The sequence below is a fragment of the Nonomuraea sp. NPDC052634 genome, from assembly GCF_040678535.1.
GTDB lineage: Bacteria > Actinomycetota > Actinomycetes > Streptosporangiales > Streptosporangiaceae > Nonomuraea > Nonomuraea fastidiosa.
On the sequence record NZ_JBFATY010000016.1, the window covers coordinates 22,966 to 36,968 of the forward strand.

General features: G+C 70.5%; 14 protein-coding genes and 1 pseudogene. 5 read left to right on the forward strand and 10 right to left on the reverse strand.

The genetic code is table 11. The features are described 5' to 3' along the window. Positions 1-72 precede the first annotated feature (72 nt). The 3 genes from AB0K67_RS37785 to rimP are packed head-to-tail and all read right to left on the reverse strand — an operon-like array spanning position 73 to position 1,858. Complete coding sequence (locus AB0K67_RS37785; RefSeq protein ID WP_364069761.1) at positions 73-372, reverse strand: YlxR family protein; 300 nt, start codon at positions 370-372, stop codon at positions 73-75. Further along, a complete protein-coding gene (nusA, locus tag AB0K67_RS37790; protein WP_364069928.1) occupies positions 356-1,348 on the reverse strand; it encodes a transcription termination factor NusA in 993 nt (330 codons plus the stop codon). The genes AB0K67_RS37785 and nusA overlap by 17 nt, the downstream gene beginning before the upstream one ends. Before the next feature lie 24 nt (positions 1,349-1,372). Next, complete coding sequence (gene rimP, locus AB0K67_RS37795) at positions 1,373-1,858, reverse strand: ribosome maturation factor RimP (RefSeq protein ID WP_364069763.1); 486 nt, start codon at positions 1,856-1,858, stop codon at positions 1,373-1,375. A 244-nt stretch (positions 1,859-2,102) separates the two neighbouring features. Here rimP and AB0K67_RS37800 point away from each other — a divergent pair, with 244 nt between their 5' ends. Next, on the forward strand, positions 2,103-2,606 hold the full coding sequence (locus AB0K67_RS37800; protein ID WP_364069765.1) for a hypothetical protein: 504 nt from the start codon (positions 2,103-2,105) through the stop codon (positions 2,604-2,606). After that, positions 2,603-3,115: a ferritin-like domain-containing protein gene (locus tag AB0K67_RS37805; RefSeq protein WP_364069767.1), complete on the forward strand. Its 513-nt coding sequence runs from the start codon at positions 2,603-2,605 to the stop codon at positions 3,113-3,115. Before AB0K67_RS37800 ends, AB0K67_RS37805 begins: the two co-directional genes overlap by 4 nt. A 561-nt stretch (positions 3,116-3,676) precedes the next feature. Here the strand turns inward: AB0K67_RS37805 and AB0K67_RS37810 are convergent. The 3 genes from AB0K67_RS37810 to AB0K67_RS37820 all read right to left on the reverse strand — a co-directional run bounded on the left by AB0K67_RS37810 (position 3,677) and on the right by AB0K67_RS37820 (position 7,161). Further along, on the reverse strand, positions 3,677-5,422 hold the full coding sequence (locus AB0K67_RS37810; protein ID WP_364069769.1) for a proline--tRNA ligase: 1,746 nt from the start codon (positions 5,420-5,422) through the stop codon (positions 3,677-3,679). Positions 5,423-5,594: 172 nt separating this feature from the next. Then, positions 5,595-6,260: a hypothetical protein gene (locus AB0K67_RS37815; protein WP_364069771.1), complete on the reverse strand. Its 666-nt coding sequence runs from the start codon at positions 6,258-6,260 to the stop codon at positions 5,595-5,597. A gap of 418 nt (positions 6,261-6,678) precedes the next feature. After that, positions 6,679-7,161 (reverse strand): hypothetical protein, encoded by a 483-nt coding sequence (locus tag AB0K67_RS37820; RefSeq protein WP_364069773.1) that lies wholly within the window; start codon positions 7,159-7,161, stop codon positions 6,679-6,681. Positions 7,162-7,403: 242 nt separating this feature from the next. On the opposite strand from AB0K67_RS37820, the pseudogene AB0K67_RS37825 reads away from it, so the two are divergent. From AB0K67_RS37825 to AB0K67_RS37835, 3 genes and pseudogenes are all read left to right on the forward strand, one after another. Continuing rightward, positions 7,404-7,523 (forward strand): annotated as a pseudogene (locus AB0K67_RS37825) (LLM class flavin-dependent oxidoreductase); the annotation flags it as partial. A 311-nt stretch (positions 7,524-7,834) separates the two neighbouring features. Beyond that, positions 7,835-9,136 (forward strand): FAD-dependent oxidoreductase, encoded by a 1,302-nt coding sequence (locus tag AB0K67_RS37830; protein ID WP_364069775.1) that lies wholly within the window; start codon positions 7,835-7,837, stop codon positions 9,134-9,136. After that, positions 9,120-10,262 carry an aldolase gene (locus AB0K67_RS37835; protein ID WP_364069777.1) on the forward strand — a complete coding sequence of 381 codons (1,143 nt, stop codon included), beginning with the start codon at positions 9,120-9,122 and terminating at the stop codon, positions 10,260-10,262. Before AB0K67_RS37830 ends, AB0K67_RS37835 begins: the two co-directional genes overlap by 17 nt. Positions 10,263-10,281: 19 nt before the next feature. On the opposite strand, the gene AB0K67_RS37840 is transcribed toward AB0K67_RS37835, so the two are convergent. The 4 genes from AB0K67_RS37840 to AB0K67_RS37855 all read right to left on the reverse strand — a co-directional run bounded on the left by AB0K67_RS37840 (position 10,282) and on the right by AB0K67_RS37855 (position 13,999). After that, positions 10,282-10,962 (reverse strand): copper homeostasis protein CutC, encoded by a 681-nt coding sequence (locus tag AB0K67_RS37840; RefSeq protein WP_364069779.1) that lies wholly within the window; start codon positions 10,960-10,962, stop codon positions 10,282-10,284. Positions 10,963-11,127: 165 nt separating this feature from the next. After that, positions 11,128-11,730, reverse strand: coding sequence for a GNAT family N-acetyltransferase (locus AB0K67_RS37845; protein WP_364069781.1), 603 nt, complete (start codon positions 11,728-11,730; stop codon positions 11,128-11,130). 203 nt (positions 11,731-11,933) lie between these two features. Beyond that, positions 11,934-12,671 carry a GntR family transcriptional regulator gene (locus tag AB0K67_RS37850; RefSeq protein WP_364069783.1) on the reverse strand — a complete coding sequence of 246 codons (738 nt, stop codon included), beginning with the start codon at positions 12,669-12,671 and terminating at the stop codon, positions 11,934-11,936. Positions 12,672-13,525: 854 nt separating this feature from the next. Beyond that, a complete protein-coding gene (locus tag AB0K67_RS37855; RefSeq protein WP_364069930.1) occupies positions 13,526-13,999 on the reverse strand; it encodes a zinc ribbon domain-containing protein in 474 nt (157 codons plus the stop codon). Between the last annotated feature and the right edge of the window lie 4 nt (positions 14,000-14,003).

Sequence of the window (14,003 nt, forward strand, 5' to 3'; positions counted from 1 at the left end):
CCTTGACGTCTTCATCGCCGCGTGCTCATCAGGCGCTCATAGCAATCTGACTCCGCCCATCAACTCGGCGTCCTACATGACATTTCGTGGTTCTCCTTCCAGGTGCGCCCGCACGGGCGACACGTCAAGCGGCCCCGGCACGCGAAACGCGCGCGGGAACGCTCGGCGCCGCTCGGCGAGCTCCAGACAACTCAAGGACGGATGCAGCGATGCACCTCGACCAGGGAGCCGTCCTCGCAGGTCAGGGACCACTTGGTCCTCGACCCGCACCAGGCGGAGCAGCTCGGACTTAGCCGTGCGAACCCTGCAGCCCACACAGGTGCGCTGTGGAACCGCTTGGCCACCATATTCCAGCTTACCGTGTTGACGCATCTACGGAACCGGCGGCGTCCTCGGCTGGGGTGTCCGGTCGGATGTCGATTCGCCAGCCCGTGAGACGGGCGGCGAGCCGGGCATTCTGCCCCTCTTTCCCGATGGCCAGCGACAGCTGGTAGTCGGGCACCGTGACACGCGCCACCCGCCCTTCGAGATCGAGAACCTCAACATGCGAAACACGGGCGGGCGACAGGGCATTCCCGACGAACTCGCCCGGATCCTCCGACCAGTCGATGATGTCGATCTTCTCGCCGTGCAGCTCGTTCATCACGTTGCGGACGCGCGAGCCCATGGGGCCGATGCACGCGCCCTTGGCGTTGACGCCCGGCTTGCGCGACCTGACAGCGATCTTCGTACGGTGGCCCGCCTCGCGCGCCACCGCAGCGATCTCGACGGTGCCGTCGGCGATCTCCGGCACCTCAAGCGCGAACAGCTTCTTCACCAGACCCGGGTGGGTGCGCGACAGCGTGACCGAGGGGCCCTTATGTCCCTTCTTCACCTGCACCACGTAGGCGCGGATGCGGTCGCCGTGCCCGTACTCCTCGCCGGGCACCTGCTCCGCGTGCGGCAGCACGGCCTCGATCTTGCCGAGGTCGACCAGCACCACGCGCGGGTCCTTGCCCTGCTGGATCACACCGGAGACCAGCTCGCCCTCGCGGCTGGCGAACTCGCCGAAGTTGATCTCGTCTTCGGCATCGCGCAGCTGCTGCAGGATGACCTGCTTGGCGGTGGTGGCGGCGATGCGGCTGAAGCCGCTGGGAGTGTCGTCGTACTCCCTGACGACCTCGCCGTTCTCGTCCAGCTCCGCCGCCCAGATGGTGACGTGGCCGCTGGTCCGATCGAGCTCCGCCCGCGCCTTCTGCGCCGCGCCCTCGGTGCGGAAGTACGCGATGAGCAGTGCGTCCTCGATCGCCTTGACGACCAGGTCGAGAGAGATGTCCTTCTCCCGCTCAAGGCTGCGCAGGACGCTCATGTCGATGTCCACGACGGCTCCCCCTTAGCCTTCGTCGCCGTCGACGTCGTCGAACCGGCGGAACTCCACCTGCACCCGTCCGCGGGCCAGGACTTCGTAACCAAACCTCTGCGGCACGCCCGCGACGTCGAGGTCGACGCCGCTCTCGTCGGCGGCCTTTATCCGGCCCTCCACGATGGTGCCGTCCTTCAGCTCCGCCTTCACCAGCCGCTTGGCCGCGCGCCGCCAGTGGCGCGGCTCGGTCAGCGGGCGGTCGACGCCGGGCGAGGACACCTCGAGCGTGTAAGCCGCCTCGCCCATCACGTCGGTCTCGTCGAGCGCCGTGGACACGGCCTGGCTCACCTCGGCCACGTCGTCAAGGCTCACGCCGCCGTCGCGATCGACGATCACGCGCAGCAGCCGCCGCCTGCCCGCCTGGGTGACCGTGATGTCCTCCAGGTCGAGGCCCTCCGCGCTGACCACGGGCTCCAGGAGCTTCATCAGGTGGTCGCGGGGTGATGCGCTGCCCATATCGACCTCCCCTATTGTCAAGTCTCAGCCGGGCGGACCTCGCCACTGGCTCTCCCGCCGTCTGACCGCTCAGCCAGCGACGACAGTTGACACCCTATCCGTATGAGGGCACGGAAAGAGCGCCACTCGTCGCGGTCGAATGGCGGAGCGTCGCCGGACGGCGATCGCGGGCTCTGGCCGTACGATGCTACCGAGGCCGCTAGGCAGGCCCTGCCAGGTAGGTGACAAGTGGAGGTTGGAGTCCGTGCGCCCGCGTCAGCTCTCCCGGCGAACCGTGCTGGCGGGCGGGGCGGCCGCTCTGACCGCCTGCAGCGCGTCGGGCCCGCCGCCGTCCGCCTCGCCCAAGCCCGATTCGCCCGAGATCGTGGTGCTCAAAGCTCTCATCGCGGAGAAGGAACGCACGATCGCGCTCTATTCGGCGCTCATCGCCGACGGGGCGCAGAAGCTGACGCCGTTTCGTGACCGGCACCAGGCGCATCTGAACGAGCTGCGCAAGCACGTACCGGCTTCCTCCCCTTCTTCGCCGCCCGCCGCTGGTTCATCGCCTGCCGCCTCACCGTCGCCGGCCGCTTCTCCGTCTTCCGCCGTGCGCAAGCCGTCGCTGTCGCGGCTGCGCGCGCTCGAACGCAAGGCCGCCGCCGCCCGCGCCCGCCAGCTCGACGCCGTCTCGCCCGGCATCGCCCAGCTCATCGCCAGCATCGGTGCCTGCGAGGCCGCCCACGCCCTCGCCTTGCCGAGGTCCCTGTGAACGCCGGCACGACCGCCTCAGGAGCGGGTTCGCGGGCGGGGGACGACATCGAGAAGCTGGGGAAGGCGCTGGCGGCCGAGCACGCGGCACTGTTCGCGTACGGGCTGCTCGGGGCGCGCACCTCAGGGTCGCTGCGGGCCAAGATGAGCGCCGCGTACGACGCCCACCGGGCACGGCGCGACCAGCTCCGCTCCTACATCACCTCGCGGGGCGGGCGTCCCGTCGAGCCCGAGGCGTCCTACATGCTGCCGTTCTTCCCCTCGAACGCCACGCTGGCCGCCAAGCTGGCGGTGCAGCTGGAGGCGGGGGTGACGGCCGCGTACCTGGAGCTCGCCGCCGCGCGAGACGTCAAGCTGCGCCGCTACGCCGCCCTGGCCATGCAGGAGTCGGTCGCCCGCTCCTACGCCTTCCGCCCCGATCAGCCCGCGGCCTTCCCCGGCATGCCGGCACCCGCCACCCCACCCGCCACTCCGCCCGCCACTCCGTCCGGCAACCCGGCAGGCGGCTGACCCCGCCGACGAGACACCGCTTCCGGCGAACGGCCCGACCTCGATCGTGCGCATCGACGGCGGTCACGGCCCGGGCTGAGGACATCTGCCGCCGCCACACGGCCCTTCGTGGGGTGCCAAGGCACAGCTCGCCGATCGGTTCGCGCTGCCGGGGTGAGCGCAACCGCGCGCGCCGACCGACGGCGCCGCTCCTTCTCGACTCGACATGGTCCGGGTCGCGGGGAGCGCGCCTGGGCGGGAGAGGGGCTTCGCGCGGGCACACGCAGAGCGGGCACGGGAGCGTGGTCGGGCGAGCAGCGGGCGCGGCAGCGCAGGAAGCGGCCATGGGGCACCAGCGGTGGCAGGGCCGGTCGCCCCAGCCGGCGGCGAGGCCGGCCGCCTCAGCCCGCAACAGCTCGACCACCTCGGACGGTGCGGCAGGGCCGATCACTGTAATCCGTGGCGGCGGGCTGAGGCGGGCAGCTGCAGAAGTCACCGCATCAGCCCTGCGGCGCAACGGACCAGCGGCCCTGCCAGGCACCGAGCCTGGCGCCTCACCCGGCGGGCAAGGGCCCGGGTGGGTCAGGCGTTGACGGCGGCCGTGATGCGGTCGGCGGCTTCGGCGAGGGGGATCTCGGACTTCTCGCCGGAGGCGCGGTCGCGGAGCTCCACAACGCCCTGGGAGAGGCCGCGGCCGACGACGACGATGGTCGGGATGCCGAGCAGCTCGGCGTCCTTGAACTTGACGCCGGGCGAGACCTGCGGCCGGTCGTCGACGAGCACGCGCAGCCCGCGGGACTCCAGCTCGGCGCCCAGCTCCAGCGCGGCCTCCACCTGGTTCTCCTTGCCGGTGCCGACGATGTGGACGTCGGCGGGCGCGACCTCGCGCGGCCAGACCAGGCCGAGCTCGTCGTGCTTCTGCTCGGCGATGACGGCGACGGCGCGGGAGACGCCGATGCCGTAGGAGCCCATGGTGATGCGGATGGGCTTGCCGTCGGGGCCGAGAGCGTCGAGGCCGGCGGCGTCGGCGTACTTGCGGCCGAGCTGGAAGATGTGGCCGATCTCGATGCCGCGGTCGATGGACAGCTCGGCGCCGCAGCGCGGACAGGCGTCGCCGGCGCGGACCTCGGCGGCCTCGATGGTGCCGTCGGGTACGAAGTCGCGCCCGGCGACGACGCCCGAGGCGTGCTTGCCGGGCTTGTTGGCGCCGGTGACCCAGGAGGTGCCGGTGACGACGCGGGGGTCGACGAGGTAGCGGATGCCGAGCTCGCGCAGGATCTGCGGGCCGATGTAGCCGCGGACGAGCCCGGGGTGCTTGGCGAAGTCTTCGGCCTCGAAGATGGCGGGCTCGCCGGGCGCGAGCGCGGCCTCCAGGCGCTTGAAGTCGACCTCGCGGTCGCCGGGCACGCCGATGACCAGCGTCTCGACCTTGTCGGAGCCGGGCGTGGTGACCTTGACGACGACGTTCTTGAGCGTGTCGGCGGCGGTGATGTTCAGGCCGTGGTGCTCGTTGACGTAGGACACCAGCGACTCGATGGTCGGCGTGTCGGGGGTGTCCATGACCGTGAGCGGCGGCGCGTCGTCGAGGGAGCGCGCGGGGGGCGCGGGAGTGACGACGGCTTCGGCGTTGGCGGCGTAACCGCAGGAGCGGCAGGAGACGAACGTGTCCTCGCCGGTGGGCGTGGGCGCCAGGAACTCCTCAGAGGCCGAGCCGCCCATGGCGCCGGACTGCGCGAAGACGATCTTGTAGTTGATGCCGAGGCGGTCGAAGGTCCTGATGTAGGTCTCGCGATGCTGCTCGTAGGAGCGCTTGAGACCGTCGTCGTCGAGGTCGAAGGAGTAGGAGTCCTTCATGAGGAACTCGCGGCCGCGCAGGATGCCCGCCCTGGGCCGCGCCTCGTCGCGATATTTGGTCTGAATCTGGTAAAGCGTGACCGGGTAGTCCTTATAAGAGGAGTATTCGCTCTTCACCATGTCGGTGAAGAGCTCCTCGTGCGTGGGACCGAGGAGATAGTCGGCGCCTTTACGATCTTTCAGGCGGAAGAGCGTGTCGCCGTATTCGGTCCAGCGACCGGTCGCCTCGTAGTATTCGCGGGGCAGCAGGGCGGGGAAGAGCACTTCCTGGCCGCCCATGCGGTTCATCTCCTCGCGGACGATCCTGGTGACGTTTTCCAGCACCATCTTTCCGAGCGGAAGCCAGGAGTAGATGCCAGGGGCCACGCGGCGGACGTATCCGGCGCGGACCAAGAGCTTGTGGCTCGGCACTTCCGCGTCTGCCGGGTCGTCCCGCAGGGTGCGAAGAAACAACGACGACATGCGCAGCAACACGGCTACTCCTTGTTCGATGCTGGATCCGGAGGAGTACAGGCTATCGAGTCGGAGGAGCGGTGTGCTCGCGCTTATTCCACAGCCCAGCCTCCGCGAGTTCGCCGGCCCAGGCTCCTGCGTCCCGCTTCGGTGGCCAGGTCCGTCCGCAGGTCGCCGTACGGCCCCCACGACCTCAGCCGGCCAGCGGGAACCAGTCGGTCATGGCGGTGGTCATGCCGGCCGTGACCAGGCCGGCGAGGGTGGCCGACAGCGCCAGCGCGCGCACGCGTCCCCGTACGTTCCTGCGCAGCACGAGCACCGCGGCCACGGTGAGCACCCCGATCACCATGGCGGGGCCGGGCCAGAACGACTGCTCGCTGCCGACGACCCCCGGAACGGCCCTGGCCACCACGTCGGCGATCAGCGCGGCGCCGACGGCGCCCGCCGCGACGTCGCCCCAGACGTCGTCCCTGCGGGTGGCGTAGGCGAGCAGGCCGAGGCAGACGAGCAGCGCGAGCGTCCAGTCGAGCCCGGTGACGGGAGCGCCGGTGAGGCTCATGACGTCGCCGCCGCGCAGCGCGCTCGCGCCGATCCCGGCGACCAATGTGGACAGCGAGGCGAGGACGGTGGTCAGCAGCGCCCAGCCGAAGCCCGATGCGGTCGCGCCGACGGCGAGCGAGAGGGCGAGATAGGCGTAGGGATCGTAGATCTGGCCGGCCCAGCCGGGGCCGGAAAGGAGCATGCCGATCACGCCCACGGCGAGGCCCCCGAAGACGGCCGCCAGCAAATGATGTTCGATGGCGCGCTGGCGCCGGTCGTACTCGGCGAAGTCGGCGTACTCGATCGTGCTGTTGTCCATGTCCATTCCCAGGTCAACCCCTCCCCCCAATGACTGTGGGGATGACCACCTTCAGATTATGCGGACCTCCAGAAAAGGCAAATTTCGGTCATACTGGTACCAAAACCAGCAAGCGCTTGGTTACTATAATCGACTGACACTCGCCGATGACCTTCGCGCCGCCGTACGTGATCACTTATCTCGCCGCCCCGGCGCTTCCTGGCGGGAATGCGCGCGCGATCTGGGGACGCGGAACTGCTTGTCCCCGAGGAGTACGGCGGCGCCGGCGGCGCCGGCCGGGGGCGAGACCACGGCGACCGTGGTGCTGCCCGGCGACGGAGAGCTGCGGCTGGACGGCGGCCTGCCGACCGGGACGGTTCCGTACGCACCGGCCGGCGACGGCGCACAGTGGACGCGTGTCCGCGCACGTCTTCGGGGGCTAACCGCCCAGCAGCTCCTCCCAGGGGTGCCGGGTGTTGGTGCGGCGGGTGGTGTCGAGGGCTTCGGCCAGCCGCCAGAAGTCGGGACGGGCGCGCACCCTGGCGCGGCCCATGGGGTCGATGGCACGCAGCTCGAACCGCACGCCCATCACGTCGAGCACCGCCGAACTCGCGTGGCCGGGACCCGCCTGGGTGACGAGGGGGCCGTCGTGTCCCGGGTCGCGGACCTGCTCGGCGAGGAGCGCGGCCACCTCGGAGGCGTACGGGCCGTCGCGCCACTCGATGTGCCAGCTGTGGTCGGCCCCGCGCCACCAGGTGAGGTCGCGGCAGGATTCGATGAAGTCGGCCTCGGTCGCGAGGGCGGCCATCACCCGGCCGAACGCTTCGTATCTGCGGGCACTGGTGAGCGAGAGTTCGTCGCCTGGGGTGGGGGTCCTGACCGCCTTGGGCCGCCGCGGCGCGTGCTTTCGCTTCACGAGCATCCACTCTGATCGTCGCCGCGCCCTTCCCGCAAGTCCCTGCCACTGAAACGCGCTCCCAAGCGAGCGCTTGGTTATACCCACTCCTCGGCCCCGATCCGGTCCTGGCGGCCATCTCGCAGCGCACCGAGCGCATTCAGGCTCGGGCTCGGGGTGCTGCTGCCGTTCCAGTCCCCCCATCCGCACGGCCGAGCGGGCCGCCATTCCAGCGAGTTCTTCGAGATCCCCGGCGTCTCCGTCTATCCGCGCCCTACCGCGCCTGCCTGGCCGAGCACGGCTTCGATCCCGTTTCGCGGCGCGTCGCCCTGATGATCCCCTGGTACGTCGCCCCCACCCGCGACCAGGCCATCGCCACCGCCGCCGACGTCGGCGTGCTGGACGAGGCGGGCGACCTCGCCATCGTGGACCGCAAGAAGGAGCTCTACATCGTCAACGGCTTCAACGTCTCACCGGCCGAGGTGGAGTCGCCGCTGCCGCGTGAGGGCTCGCCGGCGCAGGCGGCGGTGATCGGCGTGCCCGACCCGGTGCAGGGGCTCGCCTTACGCCGCGATCAGCAGTGCGGAGAGTAGCCTGGGGGCGGACCCTGCGCCTGATCCAGGGTTCAGCCGTGCCGGCAAACGGGGATACATCGTCACAAGGTGTCCCGGGCGCACGCACACCGGCATAGGGAGGCAGCGTGACGTTGCACGTGGCGGTCATCGGGTCGGGCCCCGCCGGGATCTACACCGCCGAGGCGCTGGTCAAGCAGTCGGCCGAACCTGTCGCGGTCGATGTGCTGGAGCGGCTGCCCACCCCGTACGGGCTGGTCAGGTACGGCGTCGCCCCCGATCACACCTCGATCAAGTCGATCGCCGGCTACCTGCGCAGGGTGCTGGAGCTGCCCCAGGTGCGCTTCTTCGGCGGCGTCACGCTCGGCACGCACGTGTCGGTCGAGGACCTGCTCGGCGTCTACGACGCGGTCGTCTACTGCACGGGCGCGATGGTCGACAGGAAGCTCGGCATCCCCGGGGAGAACCTGCCGGGCAGCGTCGCCGCCACCGACTTCGTCAACTGGTACTGCGGCCACCCCGACGTCGATCCCTCCCGCTTCACGCTCGACACCTCCGAGGTGGCGGTCATCGGGGTCGGCAACGTGGCGGTGGACGTCGTACGCGTGCTGGCCAAGACCGCCGAGGAGCTGCGTGCCACCGACGTGCCCCATGAAGTGCTCGAACGGCTCGGCCAGAGCCAGGTCAAGGCCATCCACATGATCGGGCGGCGCGGGCCCGAGCACGCCAAGTTCACGCTGAAGGAGCTGCGGGAGCTGGGCGAGCTGGCCAACGCCGACGTGTGCGTGCGGCCGGAGGAGGCCGCCGTGCTCGGCACCGACTTCCCGCGCCAGGTGCAGGGCAACATCAAGGTGCTGCAGCAGTGGGCCACGCGCGAGCCCGTGGGCCGTCCGCGCCGCCTCGACGTGCGGTTCTGGCTGCGTCCCGTGGAGATCCTCGGCACCTCGCGGGTCGAGGGGCTGCGGCTGGAGCGCACCCGGCTGTCGGACGACGGGCGCGTGGCCGGCACCGGCGAGTACGAGACGCTGCCGGTCGGGATGGTGCTGCGCTCGGTCGGCTACCAGAGCGTGCCGCTGCCGGGCGTGCCGTTCTCCGAGAAGACCATGACGGTGCCGAACGCGGCGGGGCGCGTGCGCGACCGCGAGTACGTGGCCGGGTGGCTCAAACGCGGGCCCACCGGGGTGATCGGCACGAACAAGTCGGACGCCGCTGAGACGGTCCGTACCCTCCTCGCCGACCTCGACGGCAGGCAGCGGGTCGGGTCGGACGGCATCGAGGCGCTGCTGGCCTCTCGGGGCGTTCAGCCGGTCACGTACGAGGAGTGGCTGGCGATCGAGGCGGCCGAGATGGAGCTGGCGCGCTCGCTCGGCCGGGGAGAGAGAGTGAAGCTCGTGGGCTTGGAGGCCATGCTCCGTGCGTGCCGTCCCTGAGGGGTTCGAGGAGGCGTACCGGGCGCAGCAGGCCCGCTACCCCTCCGCCGAGCCCGGCTGGCAACCCGTGCACACCGTCTACGTGCCCGCCGACCGGTTCTCCGCGGGGACCGTCGCGGCCTGGGGTGACGAGGCGTCGTCCCTGGCCAAGGCGCACTTGTCCGGGCCGCGCGAGGTGGCCGAGGTGTTCGGCCTGCCGGACGCGCTGGCGGCCGCCGTGCACGAGAAGGTGCTGCGCAAGCTCGCCGCCGAGCCCGTCGAGGACCTGCGGATCGACTTCGAGGACGGCTACGGCGTGCGCGGCGACGAGGTCGAGGACGAGCACGCCGCGCGGGCGGCCGAGTCGGTCGCCGCGCTGCACGCCTCCGGGTCGCTGCCGCGGCGGTGGGGGCTGCGGGTCAAGTCGTTCGCGGACGGCGATCCCGCGCGGTCGGTGGGGACGCTGCGGCGGTTCCTGTCGGGGGTGGTCGCCGGGGCCGGGGAACTGCCCGCCGGGTTCGTCGTGACGTTCCCCAAGGTGCTGATGGAGGCGTACCTTGGGCAGTTCGCCGGGGTGCTGGCCGAGCTGGAGGGCGAGTTCGGGGCGCCGTTGCGGTTCGAGATGCAGGTGGAGGCGCCGCAGACGCTGCCGTTCCTGCGCGGCGACCTCAACGCGTCGCTGGGCGGCCGGCTGTCGGCGGCCCACTTCGGGGTCTTCGACTACACCGCCGCGATCGGGCTGCCGCCGCACGAGCAGCGGCTCGACCATCCGGCCTGCGATCACGCCCGCCACGTGATGCAGACGGCCTTCGCGGGCACTGGGGTGGAGCTGTCGGACGGGTCGCTGGCCGCCGCGCCGGCCTCGGACCGGGCGGACGATGTGCACGCGCTGTGGCGGCGGCACGCCGAGCTGGTCCGCCACTCGCTGCGGCACGGGTTCTACCAGGGATGGGACATGCATCCGTCCCACCTGGTGAGCCGCTTCGCCACCGTCTACGCCTTCCACCTGGAGCGCTACGACTCCTACCGGGAGCGGGTGCGGGCCTGGGAGGAGCGGCGGGCCGCCGGCGGCGGGGTGATGGACGAGCCGGCCACCATCCGCACGCTGGCCGCCGCACTGCGCCGGGCCGACCAGGCGCTCCCCTGAGCGCCGGTCGCACGGGCCGTCAGTCGCGCTCGATCAGCGACCGCCACTGACGTACCAGGCGCCATTCCACGGGGTCCGACCAGCTCGCCCGTACGGCGGAGCCGACGTGGAAGGCGCGCACGCCGTAGTCGAGCAGCTCTCCCACGTGGGCCGGTCGCAGGCCGCCGCCCGCCAGCACGATCGAGGCGTCGCCGGCGTCAGCGCGCGCCTTGAGCACATGCAGCCCGTCGCGCACCCCGGTCGGCGCGCCCGAGGTCAGCACGGTGGCGAGGTTCGGCAGCAGGCGCACCGCCCGCCACGCGGCGTGCACGTCGGCCGCGTGATCGACGGCCCGGTGAAAGGTCCAGGGCAGCGGGGAGACGGCGTGGATGAGGGCCTCCGTCGCCGCCAGGTCGACAGCGCCGGTGTCGTCGAGGAAGCCGAACACGAACCCGGCCGCGCCGGCCTCGGCGAGCGCCTTGGCCTCACGGGCGAGCCGGTCGAGGGTGTCGGAGTCCGCGGCGAAGTTCGCCTCGGTGCGCAGCATCACCATCTGCGGCAGGGGGCATTCGGCGGCGATCGCGGCGACCGTCTCCGGGGAGGGGGTCAGCCCGTCGGCCGCCATGTCGGCCACGACCTCCAGGCGGTCGGCGCCGCCCTGTTCAGCGGCCACGGCATCGCGCACGTTGAGCGCGATCACCTCGAGCAGGGATCCGGTCATGCAGGAGAGGTTATAGGGCTATCTGTCCTTTTGTGCCGTTATCTCTCCTCCACAGCCCCGGCATGCACCTGTGAGTTCGGGCACTGATCTCAGGCGCTGGGGCCGGGCCGGCGCGAGGCCCGGGCGCCGACCCCGGCGGAGGGCCGGCCGGGGTCGGGGGCGAGGTCAGGCGCTGATGAGCTCGGCCATCGTCAGGTCGCGGAAGACCGTGGCCGGCAGGTCCTCCGTACGGCGCTGGAAGAGCGCGCCCGACGACCTGTGCGGCAGGTCCACCGTACGGACGTGGTGGAAACCGCGGCCGCGGTAGTAGTCCTGCAGCCGGAGGTTGGTCTTGGCGCAGTCGAGCCGCAGCCAGGGCAGGCCCGAGGCGTACGCCACCGAGGACGCCCAGTCCAGCAGGGCGTCACCGAGGCCCGAGCCGGACCAGGAGCGCGCCACGGCCAGCTTGTGGACGTAGAGCGCGGCACCCGGATCGTCGGCAGATGTCCAGAATTCGGGGTCGGCGTTGTCGTCAAGGGCTATCGTGGCCACCGGAGGGGCCGATTCGTCGGGATCGAGATACCTCAGTTCGTCATCGAGCAGGAAGAGCGTGCGTTCGGCTATGAGCGGCTCGATCCGCTCGGGTCCGAATCCTCCCCGCGGCCACTGCCGCACTCCCCGCATATAGAGCCACTCGGCGGTGTCGGCGAGCAGCGTGAGTACGCCGGGAAGGTCCGCGGGTTCGGCCCTGCGCAGGCAGAGCGGATGCAGAAGGGTGTTGATGTGCATAGTACGAATCCTTCGATGCCGTGGGTGTCCGCAGCGGTACATAGCGTGATGACGCGATGTCGCGCTGGGGCGAAATGTGGCCATGCATCCGATATATATGGATAAATGGCGATTTAGGGGAGTATGCACGACTCCCCATGGCCAGCGAGGCGGCTAATTCTCGCTGCGCCCGGCCGGCGGGATCACCCCTTCACCCACGAGCTCTAGCGGCGATCGAGCTCGTATCTGATCAGATGTTTGTCGGCTGGCAAAACCGACACGGCGACACGCACAGGCGTATCATCGGCGTCGTACCCCACTCTGACGTACACCATGACTGGTGTACCGAGTTCGAGCTGGAGCCGCTCTACCTCATCCTGGTTGGGCATGCGCGCCCAGATGTCATCGACGACGCGCACCTGCGCGTGCCCCAGCTCTTCCAGCACCCGGTTCGCCCCTCGCGCGATGTCACCGGGCCTGGCGATCTCAGAATCCGCTACCAGGTCACGGGGGAAGTAAGAGTCGTTGGTGTTGTACGGCTGGCCGTCCACGAAACGCAGACGGCGTCTCACCACCGCCAGCTCCCCCTCGGCCAGCTCGAGCCTGCTGGCGATCTCCTCGACCGGAGACACCGTCAGGACCTCGATGTACTGGCTGGGCTCGCGACCTTCCTGCGTGACGGCGTAGGCGAAGGCCTCACGCAGCTCTCCGCTGGGCTGTGGCTCCAGCTCCCGCTGCGGATACATCAGCAGCGGACGCCGGTCCCGCACGACCGTCCCGCGCCGCGGCGTGCGCGTGACGAGCCCTTCATTGACGAGCTCGCCGAGGGCCAGTCTCACGGTGTTCCGGCTCACCCCATGGTCTTCCATGAGCTGCGCCTCGGTCGGCAGCTGCGCCCCGGGGCCGAGGACGCCCGAGTAGATGGCACGGCGCAACTCCGACGCCACCTGCTGATACAGCACCGACCTTGCCACTTTCACCCCTTTTGTTCCAACAATTTAGACGATCTGGTTCTAGCAGGCCACAACCCCTTGACCGAACCCCTTCTACCGGCCCATCATCCATTCGTTGGTACAAATCCATCTAAAGGCCGGTGAGGGGGTGAAGGCCAGTGTTGCCGGTCCGCGCGGGTACGTCATTTCTGCCCTGGCAGGACCCTCGCGAAGCAGCTCGTCCACTGCGTGACGCGCCGCTCCGCCTGCGGTCTACCCACACCTACCAGAGCAGGGGCGGCGGCACGCCCGCGCACTCGGTGTCGGCCGAGCCGACCGCGAGATGCGACGACGGTTCCTTTGTCCGCAACGAGGAGGTAGGCGCCCCCGTCGCGCATCCCATCGATGACCCGGTCGGAGCGGCTCGACGCATCGCACGTCGCCGGCGGCAGGAGCCTTCACGCTCCCCCATCGACTCCGTGTGTGAACCAACGGCTTAGGACTCCATCCCTCGCCGGAGTCCTGGGTCGTCGCACACGGGGCAGGAAGCGCGTCCTGGCGGGTCCCCCACGCCCGCCAGGGCGCGCCTTCCTCCGAGGGACCGGCCGAGCCGACGCCTCCATCTCCCGATGGGGGCTTTTTCATGTACGGGCGGCGGTCCGCGCGAGGGCATGCGCGCGCCGCGCGACCGCCTCGCGGTCACGCGAGCCCTGTCGTACGCAACGCTCATGTCTGCCCCAAGGTCCCGCGCCGCCGGGGGTGACGACGCCTACAGCCACATCATCAACCTTCGGGCACGAACGTGCGGGCACTATTGGGGACCGTGGGACCGGTGGGATTTTCTGGTACCAATCCAATTTGCGGTGCAAGGTCGAAAACCGGGATCATGTCCGGCCCGGAATTCCCGCGCCGGAGCCGTCCGCGTCGCCCGCCGGCGCCCAACCCAGCAGCGTCACCTCGGGCGTGACCTCGGCGAACACCCCTGCCACCGGCTCCCGCGGAACCGGCTGCCGCTCCGCCCGCCAGTTCCCGTAGATCAGGCCACCGGGCACCGCCGCGAGGCGACCATTACCACTAGGTATGGGTCGGTCGCGCCTTCCCAGCACGAAGGGTTGACGGCTGACGATCCAGCTCTCCACCGTCCCCTCGGGCGGCACCTCGCGCCAGTGCGCGCCCTCCGCCCGGCAGGCGGCGCAGAACGCGCGCGGCGGGAAGCGGAGCATGCCGCAGAAGTCGCACTCCTGCACCGCGAACCGGCGCCCGGCCAGCAGCTCCCACCATGGCGCGGAGTCACGGTCGGGCCGGGGCAGGTGAGCGGTCAAGGCGCTCCTCGAGTCGGGCGGGCGGTGACCGGTCATCGGC

Excerpts from the sequence above, each read along its gene's own strand:
- AB0K67_RS37820 (WP_364069773.1), bottom strand. The coding sequence starts at position 7,161 with ATGCTCGTGAAGCGAAAGCACGCGCCGCGGCGGCCCAAGGCGGTCAGG.
- AB0K67_RS37840 (WP_364069779.1), bottom strand. The coding sequence starts at position 10,962 with ATGACCGGATCCCTGCTCGAGGTGATCGCGCTCAACGTGCGCGATGCC.
- AB0K67_RS37855 (WP_364069930.1), bottom strand. The coding sequence starts at position 13,999 with ATGACCGGTCACCGCCCGCCCGACTCGAGGAGCGCCTTGACCGCTCAC.
- AB0K67_RS37815 (WP_364069771.1), bottom strand. The coding sequence starts at position 6,260 with ATGGACAACAGCACGATCGAGTACGCCGACTTCGCCGAGTACGACCGG.
- nusA (WP_364069928.1), bottom strand. The coding sequence starts at position 1,348 with ATGAGCGTCCTGCGCAGCCTTGAGCGGGAGAAGGACATCTCTCTCGAC.
- AB0K67_RS37785 (WP_364069761.1), bottom strand. The coding sequence starts at position 372 with ATGCGTCAACACGGTAAGCTGGAATATGGTGGCCAAGCGGTTCCACAG.
- AB0K67_RS37845 (WP_364069781.1), bottom strand. The coding sequence starts at position 11,730 with ATGCACATCAACACCCTTCTGCATCCGCTCTGCCTGCGCAGGGCCGAA.
- rimP (WP_364069763.1), bottom strand. The coding sequence starts at position 1,858 with ATGGGCAGCGCATCACCCCGCGACCACCTGATGAAGCTCCTGGAGCCC.